Below are 23,530 nucleotides of genomic sequence, written 5' to 3' on the forward strand. Positions count from 1 at the left end.
AGGTTGCCCGCACCGTGCAGGCCTGCGATCCCGCACCGAGCGCGCAGGCTGCCACCGGTCCGCCGAAAGCGCACGGTGCAGCCGGCAGGCCCGTCTCCGGTGCACGACGGGAACTCTGCACGCAGCTGGCGAGTCGGCGCGAGAACACGAACCTCGCACCGTGATCGGCCTGTTCGGGAATGCAATTCCAGACGTTTTCCGAAAAAGGGGTTGCGCTCCGATTTGCGGTGCCGATAGTGTTCACTCGTCGCGAACGGTCGAACATTCGACCCGGACGACTCCACCAGCTCGAGACCGAAAGGGGGCCGACCATGATGATCGCAACGACCACTCCGTTCCGTGGAATCCGTGGACGCGTCGGTTCCCCGTCTCGCGTCCGCTGACCCGGAGCGTCCCACTCTCCTGACATCTGTGCTTCCGGGCACCCTGCGCTGAGCCGATCTGGCTCGTGCAGCACCGGTTCGTTCGTCCACCGAACGGCTCGACGGCACGTTGATGCGTCCCGTCCGATCTGTGCGGACGACGCCGGAAGAATGTCGGTGGGCAGTGCGACGCTCTCGGTGTCGACGCGCATTCCGCGATCGTTGTCCGTACATTTCCGGACCATCCCGGAGTGCATTCCCACGCATTCAATTCTCGCTGCCCGCGATCCGGGCGGTTTCGTCATGCCCGACACCCGGGCAGCTCTGCCATGCCCTGAAGGGGATCACCGTGCCCACGAAGACCACCACCCGTCCACCCGATACCCGCGCGGTGCGCCGCCGGGTCTCACTCGCCGACCGCATCGCACTCCGCGTCGGGATGTCGCTCATCATCTGGAGCCGACGCACCCGCAAGGAGCGGCCCGAGGTCGACCTCGCCACGCTGGCCCGCCTCGAGCGGGAACGCCGACAGCGCGAGACCGACTGGATCACCCAGGGCGCCGCGATGCGGATGTGGCGCTGACCGCAGGCGCTGTCGCCAGCACTGTCGTCGGCACTGTCGTCGGCGTCACGCACGCACGGTGCGTCCTTCCGGAGCCCGTGCGGCCTGGACGGCTCGGTGCGAGGAAACAACCTCGCACCGAGCCACCTTCGGTGAACCGTCCGACGGAACCCGCACCGTGCAGCGCACGGTGGGGCCCACACGAGGCGACCAGCCTCGCACCATGCGCCGACGTGTCGGACGCACCCCGGGCCTCCCGTACCGTTGGCGGGTGACCGAAACCGCAGCTGCACTCGTCGAACGCCTCACCGCCCTCGTGCCGGACTTCCCGAAGCCGGGGGTGCTGTTCCGCGACGTGACGCCGGTGTTCTCGGACGCCGTCGCCTTCGGTCGCGTGTGCGAAGCACTCGCGGCACCGTTCGCGGTCGGGGCCGGCTTCGACGCCGTCGCCGGCATCGAGGCCCGTGGCTTCGCACTGGCCGGGGGCATCGCCGCCCAGCACCAGGTCGGTGTGCTCACGGTGCGCAAGGCGGGCAAGCTCCCCGGCGAGGTCCTGAGCGAGCAGTACGCGCTCGAGTACGGCGAGGCCGAACTCGAACTGCGACCGGGTCAGCTGCCCGCCGGCACGCGGGTGCTCGTCGTCGACGACGTCCTGGCCACCGGGGGGACCGGAGCCGCGACCATCACGCTGCTCGAGCGCGCCGGCTACCAGGCGATCGGCTTCGCAGCGCTGCTCGAGCTCGACGGCCTGAACGGACGCGAGCGCCTCGAGCCGCGGCTGCCCGTCGCGACGCTCGGCGCCGTCCCAGCCTGAGCGCCGACGGCCGAGCAGCGCCCGCGGCCGTCCGCACGCGAGCACGTCTCGCACTAGTCTTGACGCACCATTTCGATCGAGGAGTCCCATCATCGTGACCGAGTCAGTCGCACCCGCGCCCGCCGAGCTTCCCCAGGCACCCGAGCCCCGGACCGCGACGACGACCACGACCGGCACCGAGCTCTTCGACGGTGAGCGCGGCATCGTCGCCATCCGCGTCGACGGAGTCCTGAAGGACCTCGCGGCGGACGTGCAGGCCGGTGAGACGGCCGAGCCCGTCACCCTGCAGGAGCAGGACGGGCTCGACATCCTCCGCCACTCGGCCGCCCACGTGCTGGCGCAGGCCGTGCAGCAGATCAACCCGGACGCCAAGCTCGGCATCGGTCCGCCCGTCACCGACGGCTTCTACTACGACTTCGACGTCGCCGAGCCGTTCACCCCCGAAGACCTCAAGGCGATCGAGAAGGGCATGGACCGCATCGTCAAGCAGGCTCAGCGCTTCCGTCGCGTCGTCGTCACCGACGAGCAGGCACGCGAGCTGATGGCGGGGGAGCCGTACAAGCAGGAGCTCATCGGCCTCAAGGGCGCAGCGAGCGACGGCGACTCCGGCGAGAGCGTCGAGGTCGGTGCCGGCGAGCTGACGGTGTACGAGAACGTCGACCCGAAGTCGGGCGAGGTGCTGTGGCAGGACCTCTGCCGCGGCCCGCACGTCCCGCACACCCGTTGGATCGGCAACGCCGCGAAGCTCATGCGCGTCGCCGCTGCCTACTGGCGTGGCTCCGAGAAGAACCCGCAGCTGCAGCGCATCTACGGCACCGCCTGGCCCGACAAGGACCAGCTCAAGGCGTACCTGGTGCGCCTCGAAGAAGCCGCCAAGCGTGACCACCGCAAGCTCGGCGCCGAACTCGACCTGTTCTCGTTCCCCGACGAGATCGGTTCCGGCCTGGCGATCTTCCACCCGAAGGGCGGCATCATCCGCCGCGAGATGGAGGACTACTCGCGCCGTCGGCACGAGGAGAACGGCTACTCGTTCGTCTACACGCCCCACATCACCAAGGGCGACCTGTTCGAGACCTCCGGGCACCTCGGCTGGTACAAGGACGGCATGTTCCCGGCCATGCACATGGACGAGGCACGCGACGAGGACGGCAACGTCACCCGCCAGGGCGCCGACTACTACCTCAAGCCGATGAACTGCCCGATGCACATCCTGGCGTACCGGTCGCAGCCCCGCTCCTACCGCGACCTGCCGCTCCGGATGTTCGAGTTCGGCACGGTGTACCGCAACGAGAAGTCCGGCGTCATCCACGGCCTCACCCGCGTGCGCGGCCTGACCCAGGACGACGCGCACATCTTCACCACGCAGGAGAAGATGAAGGAGGAGCTGACCACGACCCTCGCGTTCGTGCTCTCGCTCCTGCGCGACTACGGCCTCGACGACTTCTACCTCGAGCTCTCCACGAAGGACCCGGAGAAGTACGTCGGTGACGACGAGGTCTGGGACGTCGCGACGGAGACCCTGCGCCAGGTCGCCGAGGAGTCCGGGCTCGAGCTCGTGCCGGACCCGGCGGGTGCGGCGTTCTACGGCCCGAAGATCTCCGTGCAGGCGCGTGACGCCATCGGTCGCACCTGGCAGATGTCGACCGTGCAGCTGGACTTCAACCTGCCCGAGCGGTTCGGCATCGACTACACCGCCGCCGACGGCTCGCGCCAGCGTCCGGTGATGATCCACCGCGCGCTGTTCGGTTCGATCGAGCGCTTCTTCGGTGTCCTCACCGAGCACTACGCGGGTGCGTTCCCGGCGTGGTTGTCGCCCGTCCAGGTCGTCGGCATCCCGGTCGCGGCCGAGTACGGCGACTACCTCGACGAGGTCATCGCGAAGCTCCGCACGCACGGCGTCCGCGCCGAGGTCGACCACTCGGACGACCGCATGCAGAAGAAGATCCGCACGCACACCAAGGCGAAGGTGCCGTTCCAGCTCATCGCAGGTGGCGACGACCGCGACGCCGGCGCCGTCAGCTTCCGCTTCCGCGACGGTCGCCAGGACAACGCGGTGCCCGTCGACGAGGCCGTGGACCGCATCCTCACCGCGATCCGCGAGCGCTCGCAGGTCTGATGACGGACCAGCGGGACCAGTCGGATCTGCCGGGAGGCCCGGATCGCCTCGCGGGGACCGGTCACGTCGACGACGTGGCCGGCTCCTCGGGCCCGCTCGGGTCCGGTGCCGCGGGTTCCGGTGCCGCGGGTTCCGGGTCCGACGACGATCCGCTCGTCATCCGGGACGCCGCGACCGGCGCGGCCGTCCCGGACGCCTTCCAGCGGCTGTGGAACCCGCACCGGATGGCGTACATCGACGCCGGCCGCGAGGGCCGGGGTCGCGGGCACGACGACGACTGCCCGTTCTGCGAAGCACCACGGAAGTCCGACGAGGACGCCCTGATCGTCGCCCGGGGTGAGCACGCCTACGTGCTGCTCAACCTGTTCCCGTACAACAACGGGCACCTGCTGGTCTGCCCGTACCGGCACGTCCCGCTCTACGACAAGGCGACGCCGGACGAACTGCGCGAGATCGGCGAGCTGACCCAGACCGCGATGCGGGTCCTGCGCGAGGTCTCGCACTGCGACGGCTTCAACATCGGCATGAACCAGGGCGAGGTCGCCGGCGCCGGGGTGGCCGCACACCTGCACCAGCACATCGTTCCGCGGTGGCAGTCCGACGCGAACTTCTTCCCGATCATCGCCCGGACGAAGTCGATGTCGCAGATGCTCGGCGAGACCCGTCGACTCGTCGCCGACGGGTGGCCCGGGGCGCACTAGACTGGTCGGCATCATGAGCGACAGCACCAGCACCTCCGGCACCCCTGGCACCTCGATCACCGGCTCCGACCGCGTCAAGCGCGGCCTGGCCGAGATGCTCAAGGGCGGCGTGATCATGGACGTCGTCGACGCCGAGCAGGCCCGCATCGCGGAAGAAGCCGGTGCGACCGCCGTCATGGCCCTCGAGCGCGTCCCCGCGGACATCCGCGCGCAGGGCGGCGTCGCCCGCATGTCCGACCCCTCGATGATCGAGGAGATCATCGCCGCGGTGTCGATCCCCGTCATGGCGAAGGCCCGCATCGGCCACTTCGTCGAGGCGCAGGTGCTGCAGGAGCTCGGCGTCGACTACATCGACGAGTCCGAGGTGCTGTCCCCGGCCGACTACGTCAACCACATCGACAAGTGGAAGTTCACCACCCCCTTCGTCTGTGGTGCCACCAACCTGGGCGAAGCGCTCCGCCGCATCACCGAGGGCGCAGCCATGATCCGCTCCAAGGGCGAGGCCGGCACGGGTGACGTGTCCGAGGCCACCAAGCACATCCGCACCATCACCAAGGAGATCGCGGCGCTCCGCAACCTGCGCGACGACGAGCTCTACGTCGCCGCCAAGGAGCTCCAGGCCCCGATCGACGTCGTGCAGGAAGTCGCCCGCACCGGCAAGCTCCCCGTCGTCCTGTTCACCGCCGGTGGTGTCGCCACCCCGGCCGACGCCGCGATGATGATGCAGCTCGGCGCCGACGGCGTGTTCGTCGGTTCCGGCATCTTCAAGTCCGGCGACCCGGCGGCCCGTGCCGCTGCGATCGTCAAGGCCACGACCTTCCACGACGACCCGAAGGTCATCGCCGAGGTCTCCCGTGGTCTGGGCGAGGCGATGGTCGGCATCAACGTCGCCGACGTCCCCGCACCGCACCGCCTCGCCGAGCGTGGCTGGTAGTCCGACGAGCGGTGCTCGGCCCCGCGTCGGGGTCCTGGCGCTGCAGGGTGACTTCCGCGAGCACATCGCCTCGCTGACCGATCTCGGCGCCGACGTGGTGCCACTTCGTCGTCCGGAGGAGATCGAGACCCTCGACGGTGTCGTGATCCCCGGCGGGGAGTCGAGCGTGATGGACAAGCTGTCCCGCGCGTTCGGGGTCGCCGAGCCCCTCGCCGACGCGATCCGTGCCGGGCTTCCCACCTACGGCACCTGCGCCGGGATGATCATGCTGTCGTCGCGGATCACCGACGGCATCAGCGGGCAGCAGACCCTCGACGTGCTCGACACCACGGTGCGGCGCAACGCGTTCGGTGCGCAGAACGACTCGTTCGAGATCGACATCCCGATGCCCGACCTGGGCGAGGCACCGGTGCACGCGGTGTTCATCCGCGCCCCGGTGGTCGAGCAGCGCGGTGGCGACGTCCACGTCCTCGGCGCCCTGCCGGACGGCCAGGTCGTCGCAGTGCAGCAGGGCAACGTCATCGCGAGTGCGTTCCACCCCGAGGTCGCTGGCGAGGACCGCTTCCACCGCCGGTTCCTGGACCTGGTCCGCACCGCCTGACCGCGGGGCACGGCGACGTCGGAGCACGGCGACGCCGAGCACCGACCACGGAGCACCGAGCGAAGAACCCTGCCCGTCGGTCAGACGACGCCGAGTGCCGTCGCGACCTGCAGGCCGACGGCGCCCACCGCCCCGGTGGCGAACACGCCCGCGAGCACGGCATCCACCACGGCCCGCGGTCGGCGTCGTCCGTCGTCCGCGCGCAGGAGCTCCGCCGAGTACCGGAACACGAACACCCGCGCGGCGAGCAGGAGCGGTACCGACCAGGCTGCCCAGGTGGCGACGGACGGCGCCGACAGTGCGACGTGGAGCCAGGCGGCGAGGGCAGCCAGGCCCCCGAGGAGCGCTCCGGTCCGGTCGCTGTCGTCTTCTCTGCGGCGTCCCCGATCGGCGACCGGTCCGGCCCACAGCCCCGATCGCACCTGCGTCCGCCGCAGGGCGATCGTGATCGCGCTCCGCGCGGCCGACTCGAGCAGGAGGGCGACGGCGAGGACCGCGACGAGCGCGGCGGCAGCGTCGCCGTCCGGTGGCACGGTGCCGGTGAGCAGCACCACCGCGACGACGGTGCCGACGATCCAGGTGACGGCCGTCAGCACGAGGACGACCGGGACGAGCGGGATGCGGCGCACGGTCCGGCGGAGGAGGCCGCGGGGGAACGCCACGAACGAGCCCACCTCGACCACCAGCACCCAGAGGGCCCCGACTCCGGTCACGCCCCAGCCGAGCGTCTTCGTCACGACGTTCGCGCCGCCGCCCGCCGCGACGTGGGCGCCGAGGACCGAGGCGAGCAGCAGCCAGGTGACGACCGCCACCGGGATGGACACGAGGTTCCAGACCCCGTGGTCCACGCGGCGGAGGGCCTCCCACGACCTCGGGTGCTGCGCGAGCACCTGCGCCGCGTTGGCGACCCGCCCCGGCGCAGACAGCACCGATCCCGCCGCGAGCATCACCCACTCGTCGTTCGGATCGAGTTCGAGGGCGCGATCCAGTGCGGCGGTCGCCCGCGCCCGGTAGGTCTCGTCCGTCCAGGCCAGGGCACGGTAACAACCGGCGGCGTCAGCGAGGAGAACGGCGTCGTGCGGGGCCAGTTCGAGTGCCCGGTCGAGGGCGGCCGCGGCCCGCGGCACGTCGGCGAGGGGCCAGATCTGCTCCTCGGTGATGGTGCGTTTGGCCCGGGACCACCGGGTGTACGCGAAGGCCCAGAGCAGGTGCGCCTGCGCCCAGTCGGGGCTGCGTTCGAGCAGGCGGTCGGCGGCGCGCTTGGCCTCGACCCGCTCCTTGGTCTCGAGGAGTGCGTTGATCCGGGTCCACATCGCGCCGGCGTGCTCGGGGTCGATCGCCAGCGCGCGTTCCGCCGCGACCCGGCTGGACGCATGGTCGTGCCGCGCCCGTTCGGCTCGGGCGAGGCTCGCCCAGAGCCGCACGTCGTCCGGTGCGTCGGCGACCGCCGCCGTGAGCACCGTCCTGGCCTCGTCGGGACGCCCGAACCCGAGCAGGGCGTCCGCGCGTTCGACGACGACGTCGACGGCGTCCACCATCAGAGCTCGCGCTCCTCGCGCAACCACTCGGCCATGTCGTCGTACTCGCCGCTGCTGTTCGAGTACTCGGCCACGTTCCGGGCGGCCTGCACCCAGGGGCCGATGGAGGGCTTGACCTCCTTGAGGGCGTCGCGCAGGTCGGGCATCCGCACCGGCCGCACGGCACCGGACCGGATCGAGTCGGTCATCGCCTTCTCGGCAGCGGTCGTGACGAGGTGCTCGAGGTCGGCGCCGGAGAACCCACGGGTCCGTCGGACGAGGTCCTGGAGGTCGATGCCCTCGATCGGGCGCTTCTGCAGGTGTCCACGGAGGATCGCCTCGCGGGCGTCCTCGTCCGGTGGGCGGACCAGGACCATCCGGTCGAACCGGCCGGGGCGCTTCAGCGCGGCGTCGACGTCCCACGGGTGGTTCGTCGCGGCGAGCACGTAGACGCCGTCGTTCTGCGAGTCGACGCCGTCCATCTCGACGAGGAGCTGGTTCACCACGTTCCGGAACGACGACGACGTGTTGCCGCTGCGCTTCCCGCCGATCGCGTCCATCTCGTCGAAGAACAGCACCGCGGGGGCGTGGCGCCGTGCCTCACGGAAGACGCGGTGGACGTTCTTCTCGCTCTCGCCGATGAACTTGTCGAGCACGTCCGTCAGCGTCACGGACAGGAAGTGCGCACCGAGCTCGCCGGCGATCGCGCGGGCCAGGAACGTCTTGCCGCACCCGGGCGGCCCGTACAGGAGCAGGCCCCCGCGGAGCTGCTTGCCGAACGCGGCCGCGATCTCCGGGTGCGCCATCGGCTGCAGGAAGGACTCGTCGATCCGGCGCTTCACGGCCTCGAGGCCACCGACGTCGGCGAGTCGGACGGTCTCGCGCCGGACCTCGACCACGGGGTCGGCGTCCTCGGGCACGGCTGCGACCGTCTCGCCGTCCTCGGTCACCGCCCGCTCGAGGAACGGCGCTTCGGTCGGGTCGGCGATCGACCGCTCCAGCGCCGACCAGTCGATCCCGTCGCCGTGCGTCGGCGTCGCCGGGGCCGCCGTCGGCTCGCCGCTGCCGTCCTCGCCCCCGCCGTCCTCGCCGCTCCCGTCCTCGCCGGGGCTCTGCGGACCGACAGCTGGTGAGGCCGCGGCGGCGAGGGCGGACGCCCGCACGATCCCGGCGGCCTGCTCGTCGTCCGGTGCCTGCTGCAGCACGGTGCTCGCCTGCTCGATCGCCTCGCCGTGCCGCCCGGCGTCGGCGAGCAGTTCGGCGTACCGCAGGCGCAGCGCGCGGTCCTCGGGCAGCGCGGTGACGGCCGCGGCGAGTGCGGACAACGGATCGGTCATGCGTCCCCCCTGGTGGTTCGTTCCCTGCCGGACCATCGTAGGGCGGTGGACGCGACCGCCCACCGGATCCGCGCCGGCATGACGGAGCCGCGCCGTGCCTCCAGGCCGGTGGACGGCCCGTGGGCCGCTAAACTGAGCGGGACTTTCCGCAATACGCAAGGAGAACCGTGTCCGGGCATTCCAAGTGGGCAACGACCAAGCACAAGAAGGCCGTCATCGACCAGCGCCGTGCCAAGTCGTTCGCCAAGCTGATCAAGAACATCGAGGTCGCCGCGAAGATGGGCGGTGCCGACATGTCCGGCAACCCGACCCTGGTCGACGCCGTGCAGAAGGCGAAGAAGACCTCGGTCCCCAACGACAACATCGACCGCGCCGTCAAGCGCGGTGCGGGTCTCACGGGCGAGACCATCGAGTACACGACGATCATGTACGAGGGCTACGGCCCGAACGGCGTCGCGATGCTGATCGAGTGCCTCACGGACAACAAGAACCGTGCGGCGGCCGAGGTCCGGACCGCGATGTCGCGCAATGGCGGCACCATGGCCGACCCGGGCAGCGTCGCCTACAACTTCTCGCGCAAGGGCGTCATCTCGGTCACGAAGACCGACGGCCTGGACGAGGACACCGTGATGACCGCGGTGCTGGACGCCGGCGTCGAGGACGTCATCGACCAGGGCGGTGGTTTCGAGATCATCACCGAGGCGAGCGACCTGGTCGCAGCCCGCACGGCACTGCAGGACGCCGGCATCGACTACGACTCCGCCGACGCCGAGTTCGTGCCCGGCCTGAAGGTCCCGGTCGACGCCGAGACCGCCCGCAAGGTGTTCCGTCTGATCGACGCGCTCGAGGACTCGGACGACGTGCAGAACGTCTACTCGAACTTCGACATCCCCGCGGACGTCCAGGCCGAGCTCGACGAGGACGAGGGCGAGTAGCCGTGCTCCGTGTGCTCGGGGTGGACCCCGGGCTCACCCGGTGCGGCGTCGGCGTCGTCGAGGTCGCACCGAACCGGCGCGCACGACTCGTCCACGTGACGGTCGTGCGCACCCCGCCGGACATGCCGCTCGAGCAGCGGCTGCTCCGGATCGCCGACGGCATCGCCGCCGAGATCGACGAGCACCACCCCGACGCGGTCGCGGTCGAGCGGGTGTTCGCGCAGGCGAACGTCCGCACGGTGATGGGCACCGCGCAGGCGGCCGGCCTGGCGCTGCACGCCGCGGCGGCCCGCGGCCTGCCCGTCGGGCTGCACACCCCGTCCGAGGTCAAGGCCGCCGTCACCGGCTACGGCAACGCCGACAAGCGGCAGGTCCAGACGATGATCGCGCGCGTGCTCGGACTCGACGAGGCCCCGAAGCCGGCCGACGCCGCCGATGCGCTCGCGTTGGCCGTGTGCCATGCCTGGAGGCTCGGATCACCCGACGCCGCCGGCTCGCGTGCCACGAACCTCACCCCGGCGCAGCGTGCCTGGCGGGACGCCCAGGGCGGCACCACCGACTCGCCGCTCGCCCGCGCGGCCGCAGCCGCGGCCCGCCCGCAGCGTGGCAGGTCCGCGTCGTCGGTGGGCGGCCCTAGGCTCGGAGCATGATCGCGAGTCTCCGGGGCACCTGCATCGACATCGCCGGCTCGGCCGTGGTGGTCGAGGTCGGGGGAGTCGGGTACGCCGTCACCGTGGCCCCTGCGCACGCACTGACCATGCGCCACGGGTCCGAGGTGTTCGTGCGGACCGCGATGATCGTGCGCGAAGACGAGCACCTGCTCTTCGGCTTCGAGTCGACCGACGCGTTGCAGGTGTTCGACCTGCTCCGCGGGGTGTCCGGCGTCGGCCCGAAGTCCGCGATGGGCGTCCTGGCCCACATGGACCCGGCGCAGATCGCGAACGCCGTCGCGAACGAGGACGACGGCGCGTTCCGCAAGGTCTCCGGCATCGGCCCGAAGACCGCCAAGCTCATCATCGTCGCGCTCTCCGGCAAGCTCGTGGCCTTCGAACAGGCCGCCGTCGTCGCCGCGGCGCGAGGGACCGCAGTGCACCCCGCAGCGGTCGACGTCGTCTCGGCGCTCATCGGCCTCGGCTGGCGTGAAGACGCTGCACAGGCCGCCGTCGACGACGCCGTCGCCAACGAGCCAGGCGCCGCCGCGATGGGCACCCAGGCGCTGCTCCGCGCCGCACTCGGCGCCCTGCGACCCGCGGCAGCCGGCCGATGAGCGGCATCACGTCCGCCGGTGCCGAGTCGCAGGAGGAACTCGCGTTCGAAGGCGCGCTCCGTCCGCGCTCGCTCGACGAGTTCGTCGGGCAGCGCAAGGTCCGCGGGCAACTCGACCTGCTCCTCAAGGCCGCCGGCATGCAGGAGCGCACGCCCGACCACATCCTGATGGCGGGTCCTCCCGGCCTCGGCAAGACCACGCTCGCGATGATCGTCGCGCACGAGACGGGGCGCCCGCTGCGGATGTCGAGCGGCCCGGCGATCCAGCACGCCGGTGACCTGGCGGCCGTGCTCTCGTCGCTCGTCCCCGGCGAGGTCCTGTTCATCGACGAGATCCACCGGATGGCCCGCTCGGCAGAAGAGATGCTCTACCTGGCGATGGAGGACTTCCGCATCGACGTGATGGTGGGCAAGGGCGCGGGTGCCACGAGCATCCCGCTCGACCTCGCGCCCTTCACGCTCGTCGGGGCCACCACCCGGGCCGGCCTGCTGCCGAACCCGCTGCGGGACCGCTTCGGGTTCACCGCCCACCTGGAGTTCTACGAGAAGGACGAGCTCGAACAGGTCCTGATCCGCGCGGCGCACCTGCTCGAGCTCGACATCGACCGGACCGCCCTGCGCGAGATCGCCGGGCGTTCCCGCGGCACCCCGCGCATCGCGAACCGCCTGCTCCGTCGGGTGCGCGACTACGCGCTCGTGCACCGCACCACCGACGGCATGGCGGCGGTCCAGGGCGCCCTCGACCTGTACGACGTCGACGAACTCGGGCTCGACCGGCTCGACCGCGCCGTGGTCGAGACCATGCTGACCCGGTTCGACGGCGGACCGGTCGGTCTGAACACCCTCGCCGTCTCCGTCGGCGAGGAGTCCGAGACGATCGAGTCGGTCGTCGAACCGTTCCTGGTCCGGGTCGGTCTCGTGACCCGCACGCCCCGTGGGCGCATCGCCACACCACGTGCCTGGCGGCACCTCGGCCTCACCCCGGGGCAGGCCGACGGCGGGCAGCCGGGGCTCTTCGACGACCCGGACACCGACGACTGAACGCCGATCAGTCGAGTGACATGCCACGGACACCGGCGTGCCCTAGACTGCTACGGCCCGAAACCGAGCAACCAGAGAAGGCAACGCATCATGGGTCAAGAAGTCATCCTCATCGTCATCGTCGTGGCGTTCGCAGCCTTCATGTTCTACAACAGCCGCAAGCGCAAGAAGCAGCAGGCCGAGCTCGTGGACAAGATGGTCCCCGGCGCCAAGGTCATGCTGTCCTTCGGCCTGTACGGCACGCTCCTCTCCGTGAACGAGGAGAAGGTCACCGCTGACGTCGAGATCGCACCGGGGACCATCGTCACCGTGCACCGTCAGACCCTGTCGCGCGTCGTCGACGACAACGCCTCCGACGTCGAGACCACCACGACCACCGAGGACGAGCCGAAGCCCGTGGCGGAACTCAACGGTGAGCCGGTCTACGGCGAGCGTGCCGACGAGACCGACGCCACGAAGCGCAAGTCCGACGACTGACGCCCTCGGCCGCCGGGTCGTCTGATCCGGCGGCTTCCTCTTGCCGTCGCACGGTGTGCCGACGGTCCTGAACAGAAAGACGAGACGACCGGTGGCACGATCGACACCCGTCAAGAAGGCGCTGCGCTCGCTCACCTGGTTGGTGATCCTGATGGCGATCCTCGCCGGCCTGAACACCGCCGCGTCGATCCTCGCCGGCTCTTCGAAGGACGACACCGACAAGTGGTACCAGGGCGCGAGCTGGGTACCCGAGCTGGCTCTGGACCTGCAGGGCGGCACGCAGCTGACCCTCGCGGCGCAGAACACCGAGGGCGACTCCGTCACCTCGCAGCAGCTGCAGCAGGCGGTGAACATCATCCGCCAGCGCATCGACGCCACCGGTGTCTCCGAGTCGGAGATCAACACGCAGGGCGCGAACAACATCGTCGTCTCGATCCCGGGTCGCCCCGACAAGGCCACCATCGACCGCATCGAGGCCGCGGCCAAGCTGACGTTCCGGCCCGTCCTGTACACCGAGGCTGCGACCAACTCCGCTGTCGGTGACGACGGCAAGGGCACCGCATCGCCGACGCCGTACTCGCCGCCCGCCTCGCTCGCCGCGACGCCCAGCGCGAAGCCCACGAACGCGAGCGACCTGAACTGGGTCACGCCGAAGCTGCAGGACCTGTACACCAACTACAACTGCGCAGCACCGGGCGACGTCACCACCGCGCCCGACGACGAGCCCCTGGTCACCTGCGACCAGGACGGCGCTGGCAAGTACATCCTCGGCCCGGTCGAGGTGTCCGGCGCCGACATCAGCAACGCCACCTCGGGGCTCGCCACCGACTCACAGGGCACGTCGACCGGCCAGTGGGCCGTCAACCTGACCTTCAACGGCGAGGGCTCGAAGGACTTCCGCACGGTCACCAACCGTCTCGTCTCGCTCCAGCAGCCGCAGAACCAGTTCGCGATCGTGCTCGACGGTTCGGTCATCACCGCACCGACGACGAACTCCGCGATCACGAACGGCAAGGCGCAGATCAGCGGCAACTTCACCGCCGAGTCTGCCAAGACCCTCGCCGACCAGCTCAAGTACGGTGCGCTGCCGATCAACTTCCAGGTGCAGTCGAACGAGAACATCTCGGCGACACTCGGTACCGCGCAGCTCATCGGTGGCCTCGTCGCCGGTCTGATCGGCCTGATCCTCGTGATCATCTACTCCGTGATCCAGTACCGCGCCCTGGCGTTCGTCACCGTGCTGTCGCTCGGGATCGCCGCCGTGATCACGTACCTCGTGATCGCGATCATGTCGTGGCGCGTCGACTACCGTCTGTCGTTGGCAGGTGTGGCGGGCTTGATCGTCGCGATCGGCATCACGGCGGACTCGTTCATCGTCTACTTCGAGCGCATCCGTGACGAACTCCGTGACGGCCGTGCCCTCGAGAGCGCGGTCGAGTCCGGCTGGAAGCGCGCGCTGCGTACGATCCTGGCGTCCGACGCGGTGAACTTCCTCGCCGCCGTCACGCTGTACGTGCTCGCGGTCGCCGACGTGAAGGGCTTCGCGTTCACGCTGCTCCTCACGACCCTCATCGACATCGTGGTGGTCGCACTCTTCACCCACCCGATGATGCAGCTCATCGCCCGGACCCGGTTCTTCGGGGACGGCCACCGGTTCAGCGGGCTCGACCCGGCAGCACTCGGTGCCGTCTACCGGGGGCGTGCGCAGTTCCGCGCACCCGTCGTGGACGGCAAGCGCCAGCGCAGTGCCGGTGAGGCGCAGCGCCGACAGACGATCGCGGAGCGGAAGGCCCAGCAGGCCTCCGGCGACAACGGCTCGACGCCGGACGGGAAGGACGACTGATGGCCAGCTTCAGCCAGTTCGGCAGCGACCTCTACACGGGGAAGCGGTCGTACGACATCATCGGGCGCCGGAAGACCTGGTACCTCATCGCCCTGGCGATGATCGTGATCTCGCTCGTCACGCCGTGGCTGCGTGGCGGGTACCAGCTCGGCATCGAGTTCACCGGCGGCTCGGAGTTCACGATCTCCGACGTCAAGTCGCTCGACCAGAGCATCGCAACCGACACGGTCGAGAGCGTCGTCGCCGACACCATCCCTCGTGTCTCGCAGCTCGGCACGCACGGCATCCGCGTGCAGACCGGGCAGCTCACCGACGCCCAGACGACCGACGTGCAGGACGCCCTGGCCAAGGCCTACGACGTCCCGGAGCGCCAGGTCGCCGCGACCTTCATCGGCGCGACGTGGGGTGCCGACGTCCTCGCGCAGGCCATCCGTGGTCTGGTGATCTTCCTGGCCCTCGCCGCGGTCTTCATGACGCTGTACTTCCGCACCTGGAAGATGTCACTCTCTGCGATGGCGGCGCTGCTGCACGACCTGCTCATCACGGCGGGCGTGTACGGCATCGTCGGGCTCGAGGTGACGCCCGCGGCGGTGATCGGCTTCCTGACGATCCTCGGGTACTCGCTCTACGACACCGTGGTGGTCTTCGACAAGGTGCGCGAGAACACCGCGCAGGAGTCGATCCGCACCTTCAAGCAGTCGGTCAACCTCGCGGTCAACCAGACGCTCGTCCGATCGATCAACACCTCGGTCGTGGCACTGCTGCCGGTGGCGGCGATCCTCTTCATCGGGTCGTACGTGCTCGGCGCCGGCACCCTGCGTGACATCTCGCTCGCACTGTTCATCGGCATCATCGTCGGCACCTACTCGACGATCTTCATCGCGTCGCCGATGTACGCGCAGCTGCGCGAGAACGAGCCGAAGATCAAGGAGTCCGACGCCAAGAAGACCGCGGCGGCCGAGAAGCGCCGGCGCGAGGTCGACGCGGCAGAGGCGAGCGTCTGATGCCCATCGAGATCCAGGAGATCGACGTCGCCGAGGCCCAGCGCCGCATCGACGCCGGGGCCCGGCTCTACGACGTGCGTGAGCAGGGGGAGTGGGACGAGGTCCACGCTCCGCACGCCACGCTCGTGCCGATGTCCGAGTTCGTGGACCGCTGGCAGGAGATCGACGGCGGCGACCAGCCGGCCATCATCGTCTGCCACTCCGGCGGCCGGTCCTCGCGCATCGTCGCGGCGCTCGAGCAGTCGGGTGTCCCTGCCGTCAACCTGTCCGGCGGCATGCTCGCCTGGGAGCAGGCGGGGGCACCGGTGGAGCGCGACGCCCAGGGCGAACCGCGTCACGGGCACTGACCGGGGACGCGTAGTCTTGTCGGATCGAGCTCGGATCGAGCTCTCGGACCGAGTCCTGGGAGGCGCATCATGACGGACACCCGCGAAGAGCCGTCCGCGCCGAGCCGCCCGGGCTCCGCCCCGCAGCCGTCGAGCCCGATCGGTCCGAACACCACCGGCAACCTCGGTTCCCTCCGCTCGTTGCTGCCGCGCCTGTTCTCGCGTGCGCAGCCGGCCGGTGCGGTGGACACCCTGATCCGCACGGTCCGCTCGCACCACCCCAAGGCCGACGTGACCCTCATCGAGCGCGCCTACTCGGTCGCCGAGCGCGCGCACGACGGGCAGAAGCGCAAGTCCGGTGAGCCGTACATCACGCACCCCGTCGCGGTCGCGCAGATCCTGGCCGACCTCGGCATCGGGACGATCACCATCGCTGCAGCGCTCCTGCACGACACCGTCGAGGACACCGACTACCAGCTCGACCAGCTGCGGGTGGACTTCGGCGACGAGATCGCGATGCTCGTCGACGGCGTCACCAAGCTCGACAAGGTCAAGTACGGCGACAGCGCACAGGCCGAGACCGTCCGCAAGATGGTCATCGCGATGTCGAAGGACATCCGAGTCCTCGTCATCAAGCTCGCCGACCGCCTGCACAACGCCCGCACCTGGGGCTTCGTCGAGTCCGCGTCTGCCACGCGCAAGGCGAAGGAGACGCTCGAGATCTACGCGCCCCTCGCGCACCGGCTCGGCATCCAGATGATCAAGCTCGAGCTCGAGGACCTGTCGTTCGCGGTCCTGCACCCGAAGCTCTACGTCGAGATCGACAGTCTGGTCAAGGAACGCCAACCGAAGCGTGAGCAGTTCGTCCAGAACGTCATCGGCACCCTCAAGAAGGACCTGAAGGCCGCCAAGGTCCGCGGTGACGTGATGGGTCGGCCGAAGCAGTACTACTCGATCTACCAGAAGATGATCGTGCGGGGTCGTGAGTTCGACGAGATCTACGACCTCGTCGGCATCCGCGTGCTCGTGCCGACCGTCCGCGACTGCTACGCCATGCTCGGCTCGGTGCACGCGCGGTGGACCCCGCTGCCCGGTCGCTTCAAGGACTACATCGCGACCCCCAAGTTCAACCTGTACCAGTCGCTGCACACCACGGTGCTCGGACCACAGGGCCGTGCGGTCGAGATCCAGATCCGCACGCACGAGATGCACCAGCGTGCCGAGTTCGGTGTCGCCGCCCACTGGAAGTACAAGCAGCGCACTGCCGGCCGTGACGCCGGCACCTCGTCCACGACGGACGACCAGGACATGGCGTGGCTCGCCCACATCACCGACTGGCAGGCAGAGACCAGCGATCCGGGCGAGTTCCTCGATTCGCTCCGGTACGAGATCGGCGCCAAGGAGACGTACGTCTTCACGCCGCAGGGCAAGGTCATCGGTCTGCCCGCCGGAGCCACCCCGGTCGACTTCGCCTACGCCGTCCACACCGAGATCGGCCACCGCACGATGGGTGCGAAGGTCAACGGTCGCCTGGTCCCGCTCGAGAGCCAGCTCTCCAGCGGTGACGTGGTCGAGATCTTCACGTCGAAGAACCCCGACTCCGGCCCCTCGCAGGACTGGCTGCAGTTCGTCCGCAGCCCCCGCGCGCGCAACAAGATCAAGCAGTGGTTCACCAAGGAGCGCCGCGAAGAGGCGATCGAGCAGGGCCGCGACGCCATCGCGCGTGCGATGCGCAAGCAGAATCTGCCGCTCCAGCGCATCATGAGCCAGGACAGCATCGCCGAGGTCGCCTCGTCGATGCGCTACGAGGACGTCTCCGCACTGTACGCCGCCATCGGCGAGGGCCACGTCTCGACCCAGTCGGTGATCGAGAAGGTCCTCGGGAACGTCCAGACCGAGACCGAGGCCGACGAACCCGAACTCGCGTTCCCCCGCCAGGTCACCAGTCGCCAGCTGCGCACCAGCGACAGCGGCGTGCTGGTCCGCGGGGCGCCCGACATCCTCGTCAAGCTCGCGAAGTGCTGCACCCCGGTGCCGGGCGACCAGATCGTGGGCTTCATCACTCGTGGCCAGGGCGTCTCCGTGCACCAGTCGTCGTGCACCAACGTGAAGTCGCTCATGAACGAGCCCGACCGGATGATCGAGGTCGAGTGGGCCCCGTCGTCGAAGTCGGTGTTCCTGGTGCAGATCCAGATCGAGGCGCTCGATCGGTCTGGCCTGCTCAGCGACGTCACCCGAGTGCTGACGGATCACCACGTGAACATACTGTCCGCGACGGTGTCGACCTCGTCCGACCGCCTGGCGCTCAGCCGGTTCGTGTTCGAGATGGGTGACACCATCCACCTCGACCGCGTGCTCAACGCGGTGCGTCGCATCGACGCCGTCTACGACGTCTACCGCGTCAGCGCCGGCTAGTACCGGAGCAGGGCCCAGCGCCTCCCGGTCCGTTTCTCGGTCGGTCACGGCTCGTCGACTGCGGCCCCGCCGACCGACAGTCCGTGACCACTCGGCGGACGTGAGCGGGGTGTCCTGACCGCCCGCACGCGCCGGACCGGAGGCCCGCGGCAGCCCCGACCAGCGCCTCCCGCCCGTCGCTGGTCACGACGCGTCGCGCGGGCACCGTCGACAGGTCACGAACCGTCGATTGCGGCCCTGCCAACCGACGGCTCGAGACCACTCGGCGGACGTGAGCGGGGTGTCCTGACCGTGCGCGCGCGCCGGACCGGAGGCCCGCGGCGGCTCCGACCCGCTCCTTCCGCCCGTCGCCGGTCACGACTCGTCGCGCGGGCACCGTCGACCGGTCACGAACCGTCGAATGCGGCCCCGCCAACCGACAGTCCTTGTCCACTCGGCGGACGTGAGCGGAGTGTCCTGACCACCTGCACCCGCCACCGACGACCCCACCCACAAGCACTACCGGACAGCACCCCCAGCACCCCCGGCACCGTCCTGCACCGCACGCAACCGCCGCTCGGCCTGTCGCACCATGGGGATCGTGCCAAGAGCCGTCAGGCGTGTCCGCAGCTCGGCGGCGCTGACCGCTCCGATCGCGAGCAACCCGTGGACGGCCGACGCTTCAGCGGCGCCGAACGCACCCGCAGTCGGCCCCGGCATCCGCAGCAGGTCGATCGCGGTCCGAGCCGGCAGTGCGACCCGGAGCCGCGCCAGGACGGCGGTGTCGTCGACGTCGATCCGGACCTCGCGCAGGCGCACGTCCGGGCCGACGTGCACGCGGACCTGCGGCGGGATGCACGCCTCGAGCGGCGCCGGCGGACGGGACACCGCACCCCAGATCCACGCGGCGGTCAGCGTGCAGGCGATCAAGCGTGCGTCGCGCAGCACCCAGCCAGCCGCGGCGGCACGCAACGACGGCGTCTGCGGTTCGGCAGGGGAGGCCCAGCACGGCCCGACCGCGACCAGTTCGCCGGCCAGGACCGCCGCCCGCAGTTCGGGTTCCGGCCAGTCGTCACTGGTCAGCAGTCGCGGGCGGGGCACCCGCACATCCTGCCCGACCTGCGGTCGCGACCGACAGGCCTGTGGACAAGCCCCGGACCGGCCGGGAGGCCCGTGGCGGGCCCGCACCGCGCCTCCAGGCGGTCACCGGTCACGTCGAGAGCGCGAAGCGCGTCGATGACGCTGCCACCTGACGGCAGCCTGCCGGGAGGCCGCGACGCGGCGCGTGCGCGCTCAGCGCAGGACGTCGGCGCGGTGGACGAGCGCCGCGGCGCCGATGAGCGGGCCGTCCTGCGACAGTCCCGTCGGCACGATCCGCACCTTCGTGACGAAGCCGAACTCGACACGCTCCGCCACGGCCTGCCGGGCGTACTCGAACAGGTCGGGCGTGACGTGCGAGAACCCGCCACCGATCGCGACGACCTCGAGGTCGACCAGGCTGGTGGCGGCGGCGATGGCCTGGCCCAGGGCACGGCCGCTGCGCTTGACCGCGGCGACCGCGATGTCGTCGCCGGCGGCGTACGCGGCCGAGAGCTCTTCGCCGGTGGTGCCCGCGAAGCCCTGCCGACGAGCCCAGGCCACGGTCTTGGGGCCGCTGGCGATCGCCTCGAGGCAGCCGGTCCCGCCGCAGGCGCAGGGGTCGTCGTAGCCGCCGCACTCGACGTGGCCGATGTGCCCGGCGTTCCCCGTCGGGCCGCTGACCGTGCGGCCGTGCAGGATGAGCCCGCCGCCGACACCGGTGGAGACGATCATGCCCATCACGTGGTCGGAGCCCTGGGCAGCCCCGACCCAGTGCTCGGCGAGCGTGATCGCCAGGCCGTCCATGCGGAGCGTCACCGGCACGTTCTCCGGCACGAGGGCCGCGATCCGGTCGCGCAGCGGGTGGCCCCGCCACACGGGCATGTTGAGCGGCGAGACCAGACCGTGTTCCTCGTCGACCGGGCCGGCGGAGCCGACGCCGACGCCGACGAGCGTCGTGTCCGCGGGCAGTGCGCCGAGCGCGGCCGTGACGACCTCGTCGACGGCGGCCTGCAGCTCGTCCGAGGTGCGCTGCGGCCCCGTGGGGCTGCGGAACCGCGTCGCGGGCAGCACGACCCCCTGGTCGGTGACGAGCGCGGCCTCGACCTTCGTGCCGCCGAGGTCGACGGCCAGGGCGAGGGCGGGGGACTGGGGTGCGGTGCTGGACATGCGCGCTCCGATGCGGCGGTCTGGAGGCCCGGTGCGCGTCACCGACGCGTCGTCGCGTCCGGTGGGCGCCGGCCTGGTCGTGGTGGGTCGGGCTGGGTGGGATGGACTCAGCCGGGTGGGCTCAGCCGTGTCCGCTCAGTAGGACGTCGTGTCGTCGCCGAGCGCCGACGCGGCGCCCGTCTCGGCGCGGTGCGCGACCTCGTCGAGGATGCGGGCCGAGGCGCTCGTGCCGATGCGATTCGCGCCCGCCTCGACCATCTCGAGCAGGGTGTCGAGGCCGCGGACGCCGCCGGAGGCCTTCACGCCGGTGTCGGCACCGACCGTGCGGCGCATCAGGGCGATGTGCTCGGCCGTCGCGCCGCCGCCGGCGAACCCGGTCGAGGTCTTCACGAACGCGGCACCGGCGGTCTGCGCCGCACGCGAGGCAGCGACGATCTCGTCGTCGGTCAGGAAGGCGGTCTCGAGGATCACCTTGACGACGGTGTCCCCGGCGGCGTCGACGACCGCGCGGACGTCCTGCTCGACGCGCTGCCAGTCGCCCGACTTCGCGGCGCCGATGTTCTGCACCATGTCCAGCTCGAAGGCGCCGTCGGCCAGGGCCTGCAGCGACTCGGCGACCTTCGCCGCGGTCGACGTGGTGCCGTGCGGGAACCCGATCACGGTGCCGACACCGACGCCGGTGCCCGTCAGGCGCTCGACGGCGTGCGCAACGTCGCTCGGACGGACACAGACGCTGAAGACGCGGTGGGCGGCGGCTTCGTCGAGCTGGGCGTCGACGTCCGCGCGGGTGAGTTCGGGCTTCAGGATCGCGTGGTCGATGAGGCCGCGGACGGCATCGGCGGTGACGGGGAAGGCTGCGTTGTCCACCCGGCAAGCCTACCCGTCAGGCGTGCCGCGTAGCGTGCAGGGCATGCAGGTCCTCGTCACCGGCGCCACCGGGTACATCGGTGGTCGTCTCGTCCCTCGTCTCCTCGAAGCCGGCCACTCCGTCCGGGTGTTCGTGCGCAACCCCCGGAAGCTCCAGGACGTCCCGTGGAGCAGCGACGTGGACGTCGCGGAAGGCGACCTCCAGGACGCCGACGCGGTCCGCGCCGCCGTCGACGGGGTCGAGGCGGTCTACTACCTGGCCCACGCGATGGGCGCCGACGGCGACTTCGAGTCGGCCGAACACGAGGCCGCCGAGACCATGGCGCACGAGGCGAAGACGGCGGGGGTCAGCCGATTCGTCTACCTGGGCGGGCTGCACCCCGACGGCGAGCTGTCCAAGCACCTCCGCAGCCGCAAGGAGGTGGGGGAGATCCTCCTCGGCTCCGGTGTGCCCACCGTGGCGTACCAGGCCGGCGTCGTGATCGGCTCGGGCAGCACCTCGTTCGAGATGATCCGGCACCTCACCGACGTCCTGCCGTGGATGCCTGCGCCGCGCTGGGTCCGCAACCGCATCCAGCCGATCGCGGTGCGCGACGTCCTCTACTACCTGGTGGCCGCCCTGGACGTCCCCGCCGACGTCAACCGCACCTTCGACATCGGTGGCCCCGACGTCCTGCGGTACGGCCAGATGCTGAACGGCTACGCGGTCGAGGCGAAGCTGCCGCAGCGCCCGATAACCGTGCTGCCGGTGCTCACCCCGCGGCTCGCCGCGCACTGGTTCAACGTCGTCACCCCGATCCCGCGCAAGCTCGCGACGCCCATCATCGAGTCGCTGCAGTTCGAGTGCGTCCAGCGCGAGCACGACATCGACGACGTCGTACCGAAGCCCGAGGGCGGGCTCACCTCGTACCGTCGGGCCGTCCGCCTCGCGCTCAACAAGATGCGCACCGGCCAGGTGCAGACCAGCTGGCGGAGCGCGACGCTCTCCAGCGCCTCCGCCGACCCGATGCCGAACGACCCCGACTGGGCCGGGCACACCGTCTACGTCGACGACCGGAAGCGGCACTCGAGTGCCTCCGCCGCGGACGTCTGGCGTGTCGTCGAGTCGATCGGTGGCGACAACGGCTGGTACTCGTTCCCGCTCGCCTGGGTCGCCCGCGGCTGGATGGACAAGATCGCCGGTGGCGTCGGACTGAACCGTGGCCGTCGCGACCAACAGCGCCTCGAGCAGGGCGACGCGCTCGACTGGTGGCGCGTCGAACGGCTCGAGCGCGGCCGGTACCTGCGGCTCCGTGCCGAGTTCAAGTCGCCGGGCCGCGCGTGGCTCGAGATGACCGTCACGCCGAACCCCGAAGGCGGCAGCGACTACCGCCAGCGGGCGATCTACTTCCCGCAGGGACTCGCCGGACGCCTGTACTGGTACGGCATCCTGCCGTTCCACGGCATCATCTTCCCCGGTATGGTCGAGCGCATCACCGCCGCCGCCGAGCGGGAGTCCGACCAGACCGAGTCCACGCAGCGCAACCGGACGCAGCAGACCGGGACCCCCGAGCCGGCGCACGAGGAGGCAGCATGACCGACGACCGCAGCCCCGTCCTCTTCCTGGGGGACAGCATCACCGAACAGGGCGACTGGGACACCTGGCTCCCCGACGAGCACACGCTGAACCAGGGCATCGGTGGCGACACGACCGACGGCGTGCTGACGCGCCTCGACGCCGTCGTCGCCGAGCAGCCCGAGGTGATCGTGCTGCTCATCGGCACGAACGACTTCGGCGGCCACCGCGCCAGCGCCGAGCACGTGGTCCGCAACGTCGAGACCGCGCTCGTCACGCTCCGCCGTGAACTGCCGGGTGTCCGCCTGCTGCTCGTCTCGATCCTGCCGCGGCAGTCCGAGTACGCCGCGAAGATCGAGCAGGCGAACCGGCACCTGCGCCAGTTCGTCGCCACCTGCCACGCCCAGTACCTCGACGCCTGGCCCGCCCTGGCCGAGGGCGACCACCTGGACGCCCGATTCACCGAGGACGGCCTGCACCTGACCGAGGACGGCTACCGCGCGTTCGTCGGTGAACTCGTGCCGGCCCTCGAGCGGGTCCGTGAGCTGCCGCCGATGTCGCGGTCGATCCAGGCGATCACCATCGACGGCGACTCGGACTGATGGCCGCACGCAAGGGGCGGCCCCCGGTG

The 23,530-nt window shown here is 70.5% G+C and carries 22 protein-coding genes; 17 read left to right on the top strand and 5 right to left on the bottom strand.

Annotated features, from left to right (window positions below):
* Positions 1-711 precede the first annotated feature (711 nt).
* The 6 genes from MXD64_RS09125 (at position 712) to pdxT (ending at position 6,090) form a co-directional block, all read left to right on the top strand.
* Positions 712-945: a hypothetical protein gene (locus MXD64_RS09125; protein WP_263136335.1), complete on the top strand. Its 234-nt coding sequence runs from the start codon at positions 712-714 to the stop codon at positions 943-945.
* Between the two features lie 250 nt (positions 946-1,195).
* Positions 1,196-1,738, top strand: a complete 543-nt coding sequence (locus MXD64_RS09130; protein WP_017887364.1) for an adenine phosphoribosyltransferase — start codon at positions 1,196-1,198, stop codon at positions 1,736-1,738.
* A gap of 94 nt (positions 1,739-1,832) precedes the next feature.
* Positions 1,833-3,854: a threonine--tRNA ligase gene (gene thrS / locus MXD64_RS09135; RefSeq protein ID WP_411512244.1), complete on the top strand. Its 2,022-nt coding sequence runs from the start codon at positions 1,833-1,835 to the stop codon at positions 3,852-3,854.
* On the top strand, positions 3,854-4,555 hold the full coding sequence (locus tag MXD64_RS09140; RefSeq protein ID WP_263136336.1) for an HIT family protein: 702 nt from the start codon (positions 3,854-3,856) through the stop codon (positions 4,553-4,555). The genes thrS and MXD64_RS09140 overlap by 1 nt, the downstream gene beginning before the upstream one ends.
* Before the next feature lie 13 nt (positions 4,556-4,568).
* Positions 4,569-5,489, top strand: a complete 921-nt coding sequence (gene pdxS, locus MXD64_RS09145) for a pyridoxal 5'-phosphate synthase lyase subunit PdxS (RefSeq protein WP_017887361.1) — start codon at positions 4,569-4,571, stop codon at positions 5,487-5,489.
* Positions 5,479-6,090: a pyridoxal 5'-phosphate synthase glutaminase subunit PdxT gene (pdxT, locus tag MXD64_RS09150; protein WP_263136337.1), complete on the top strand. Its 612-nt coding sequence runs from the start codon at positions 5,479-5,481 to the stop codon at positions 6,088-6,090. The genes pdxS and pdxT overlap by 11 nt, the downstream gene beginning before the upstream one ends.
* Positions 6,091-6,170: 80 nt before the next feature.
* On the opposite strand, the gene MXD64_RS09155 is transcribed toward pdxT, so the two are convergent.
* Positions 6,171-7,628, bottom strand: a complete 1,458-nt coding sequence (locus MXD64_RS09155) for a tetratricopeptide repeat protein (protein ID WP_263136338.1) — start codon at positions 7,626-7,628, stop codon at positions 6,171-6,173.
* On the bottom strand, positions 7,628-8,944 hold the full coding sequence (locus MXD64_RS09160) for an AAA family ATPase (RefSeq protein ID WP_056068651.1): 1,317 nt from the start codon (positions 8,942-8,944) through the stop codon (positions 7,628-7,630). The genes MXD64_RS09155 and MXD64_RS09160 overlap by 1 nt, the downstream gene beginning before the upstream one ends.
* Positions 8,945-9,111: 167 nt before the next feature.
* On the opposite strand from MXD64_RS09160, the gene MXD64_RS09165 reads away from it, so the two are divergent.
* From MXD64_RS09165 to MXD64_RS09205, 9 genes are all read left to right on the top strand, one after another.
* Positions 9,112-9,879 carry a YebC/PmpR family DNA-binding transcriptional regulator gene (locus MXD64_RS09165; RefSeq protein WP_017887357.1) on the top strand — a complete coding sequence of 256 codons (768 nt, stop codon included), beginning with the start codon at positions 9,112-9,114 and terminating at the stop codon, positions 9,877-9,879.
* 2 nt (positions 9,880-9,881) lie between these two features.
* Positions 9,882-10,529: a crossover junction endodeoxyribonuclease RuvC gene (gene ruvC / locus MXD64_RS09170; RefSeq protein WP_017887356.1), complete on the top strand. Its 648-nt coding sequence runs from the start codon at positions 9,882-9,884 to the stop codon at positions 10,527-10,529.
* On the top strand, positions 10,526-11,146 hold the full coding sequence (gene ruvA / locus MXD64_RS09175; protein ID WP_263136339.1) for a Holliday junction branch migration protein RuvA: 621 nt from the start codon (positions 10,526-10,528) through the stop codon (positions 11,144-11,146). The genes ruvC and ruvA overlap by 4 nt, the downstream gene beginning before the upstream one ends.
* Positions 11,143-12,186 (top strand): Holliday junction branch migration DNA helicase RuvB, encoded by a 1,044-nt coding sequence (gene ruvB, locus MXD64_RS09180; protein ID WP_017887354.1) that lies wholly within the window; start codon positions 11,143-11,145, stop codon positions 12,184-12,186. Before ruvA ends, ruvB begins: the two co-directional genes overlap by 4 nt.
* A 90-nt stretch (positions 12,187-12,276) precedes the next feature.
* Positions 12,277-12,663, top strand: coding sequence for a preprotein translocase subunit YajC (locus MXD64_RS09185; protein ID WP_017887353.1), 387 nt, complete (start codon positions 12,277-12,279; stop codon positions 12,661-12,663).
* Between the two features lie 91 nt (positions 12,664-12,754).
* Complete coding sequence (gene secD, locus MXD64_RS09190; RefSeq protein WP_017887352.1) at positions 12,755-14,506, top strand: protein translocase subunit SecD; 1,752 nt, start codon at positions 12,755-12,757, stop codon at positions 14,504-14,506.
* Positions 14,506-15,510: a protein translocase subunit SecF gene (gene secF / locus MXD64_RS09195; RefSeq protein ID WP_056068655.1), complete on the top strand. Its 1,005-nt coding sequence runs from the start codon at positions 14,506-14,508 to the stop codon at positions 15,508-15,510. Before secD ends, secF begins: the two co-directional genes overlap by 1 nt.
* A complete protein-coding gene (locus tag MXD64_RS09200; protein ID WP_262117573.1) occupies positions 15,510-15,857 on the top strand; it encodes a rhodanese-like domain-containing protein in 348 nt (115 codons plus the stop codon). The genes secF and MXD64_RS09200 overlap by 1 nt, the downstream gene beginning before the upstream one ends.
* 69 nt (positions 15,858-15,926) lie before the next feature.
* On the top strand, positions 15,927-18,251 hold the full coding sequence (locus MXD64_RS09205; RefSeq protein ID WP_263136340.1) for a RelA/SpoT family protein: 2,325 nt from the start codon (positions 15,927-15,929) through the stop codon (positions 18,249-18,251).
* A 498-nt stretch (positions 18,252-18,749) separates the two neighbouring features.
* On the opposite strand, the gene MXD64_RS09210 is transcribed toward MXD64_RS09205, so the two are convergent.
* The 3 genes from MXD64_RS09210 to deoC form a co-directional block, all read right to left on the bottom strand.
* Complete coding sequence (locus MXD64_RS09210) at positions 18,750-19,331, bottom strand: hypothetical protein (protein ID WP_259552552.1); 582 nt, start codon at positions 19,329-19,331, stop codon at positions 18,750-18,752.
* A 192-nt stretch (positions 19,332-19,523) separates the two neighbouring features.
* Positions 19,524-20,477, bottom strand: coding sequence for an ROK family protein (locus MXD64_RS09215; RefSeq protein ID WP_017887346.1), 954 nt, complete (start codon positions 20,475-20,477; stop codon positions 19,524-19,526).
* A gap of 135 nt (positions 20,478-20,612) precedes the next feature.
* Positions 20,613-21,344, bottom strand: a complete 732-nt coding sequence (gene deoC, locus MXD64_RS09220; protein WP_082046801.1) for a deoxyribose-phosphate aldolase — start codon at positions 21,342-21,344, stop codon at positions 20,613-20,615.
* Between the two features lie 43 nt (positions 21,345-21,387).
* Between deoC and MXD64_RS09225 the strand changes: the two genes are divergently transcribed.
* Together MXD64_RS09225 and MXD64_RS09230 are read left to right on the top strand one after the other, a co-directional pair.
* Positions 21,388-22,920 carry an SDR family oxidoreductase gene (locus tag MXD64_RS09225; protein WP_031259825.1) on the top strand — a complete coding sequence of 511 codons (1,533 nt, stop codon included), beginning with the start codon at positions 21,388-21,390 and terminating at the stop codon, positions 22,918-22,920.
* Positions 22,917-23,501 carry a GDSL-type esterase/lipase family protein gene (locus MXD64_RS09230; protein WP_056068658.1) on the top strand — a complete coding sequence of 195 codons (585 nt, stop codon included), beginning with the start codon at positions 22,917-22,919 and terminating at the stop codon, positions 23,499-23,501. Before MXD64_RS09225 ends, MXD64_RS09230 begins: the two co-directional genes overlap by 4 nt.
* Positions 23,502-23,530 lie beyond the last annotated feature (29 nt).

The sequence above is a fragment of the Curtobacterium sp. Arg-1 genome, assembly GCF_025643395.1.
GTDB classification, from domain to species: domain Bacteria; phylum Actinomycetota; class Actinomycetes; order Actinomycetales; family Microbacteriaceae; genus Curtobacterium; species Curtobacterium poinsettiae.

Bases quoted from the DNA above. Each gene is read 5' to 3' on its own strand.
- MXD64_RS09140 (WP_263136336.1), top strand. From the start codon at position 3,854: ATGACGGACCAGCGGGACCAGTCGGATCTGCCGGGAGGCCCGGATCGC.
- pdxS (WP_017887361.1), top strand. From the start codon at position 4,569: ATGAGCGACAGCACCAGCACCTCCGGCACCCCTGGCACCTCGATCACC.
- MXD64_RS09155 (WP_263136338.1), bottom strand. From the start codon at position 7,628: ATGGTGGACGCCGTCGACGTCGTCGTCGAACGCGCGGACGCCCTGCTC.
- MXD64_RS09160 (WP_056068651.1), bottom strand. From the start codon at position 8,944: ATGACCGATCCGTTGTCCGCACTCGCCGCGGCCGTCACCGCGCTGCCC.
- ruvA (WP_263136339.1), top strand. From the start codon at position 10,526: ATGATCGCGAGTCTCCGGGGCACCTGCATCGACATCGCCGGCTCGGCC.
- ruvB (WP_017887354.1), top strand. From the start codon at position 11,143: ATGAGCGGCATCACGTCCGCCGGTGCCGAGTCGCAGGAGGAACTCGCG.
- MXD64_RS09185 (WP_017887353.1), top strand. From the start codon at position 12,277: ATGGGTCAAGAAGTCATCCTCATCGTCATCGTCGTGGCGTTCGCAGCC.
- secF (WP_056068655.1), top strand. From the start codon at position 14,506: ATGGCCAGCTTCAGCCAGTTCGGCAGCGACCTCTACACGGGGAAGCGG.
- MXD64_RS09200 (WP_262117573.1), top strand. From the start codon at position 15,510: ATGCCCATCGAGATCCAGGAGATCGACGTCGCCGAGGCCCAGCGCCGC.
- MXD64_RS09205 (WP_263136340.1), top strand. From the start codon at position 15,927: ATGACGGACACCCGCGAAGAGCCGTCCGCGCCGAGCCGCCCGGGCTCC.
- MXD64_RS09215 (WP_017887346.1), bottom strand. From the start codon at position 20,477: ATGTCCAGCACCGCACCCCAGTCCCCCGCCCTCGCCCTGGCCGTCGAC.
- MXD64_RS09225 (WP_031259825.1), top strand. From the start codon at position 21,388: ATGCAGGTCCTCGTCACCGGCGCCACCGGGTACATCGGTGGTCGTCTC.
- MXD64_RS09230 (WP_056068658.1), top strand. From the start codon at position 22,917: ATGACCGACGACCGCAGCCCCGTCCTCTTCCTGGGGGACAGCATCACC.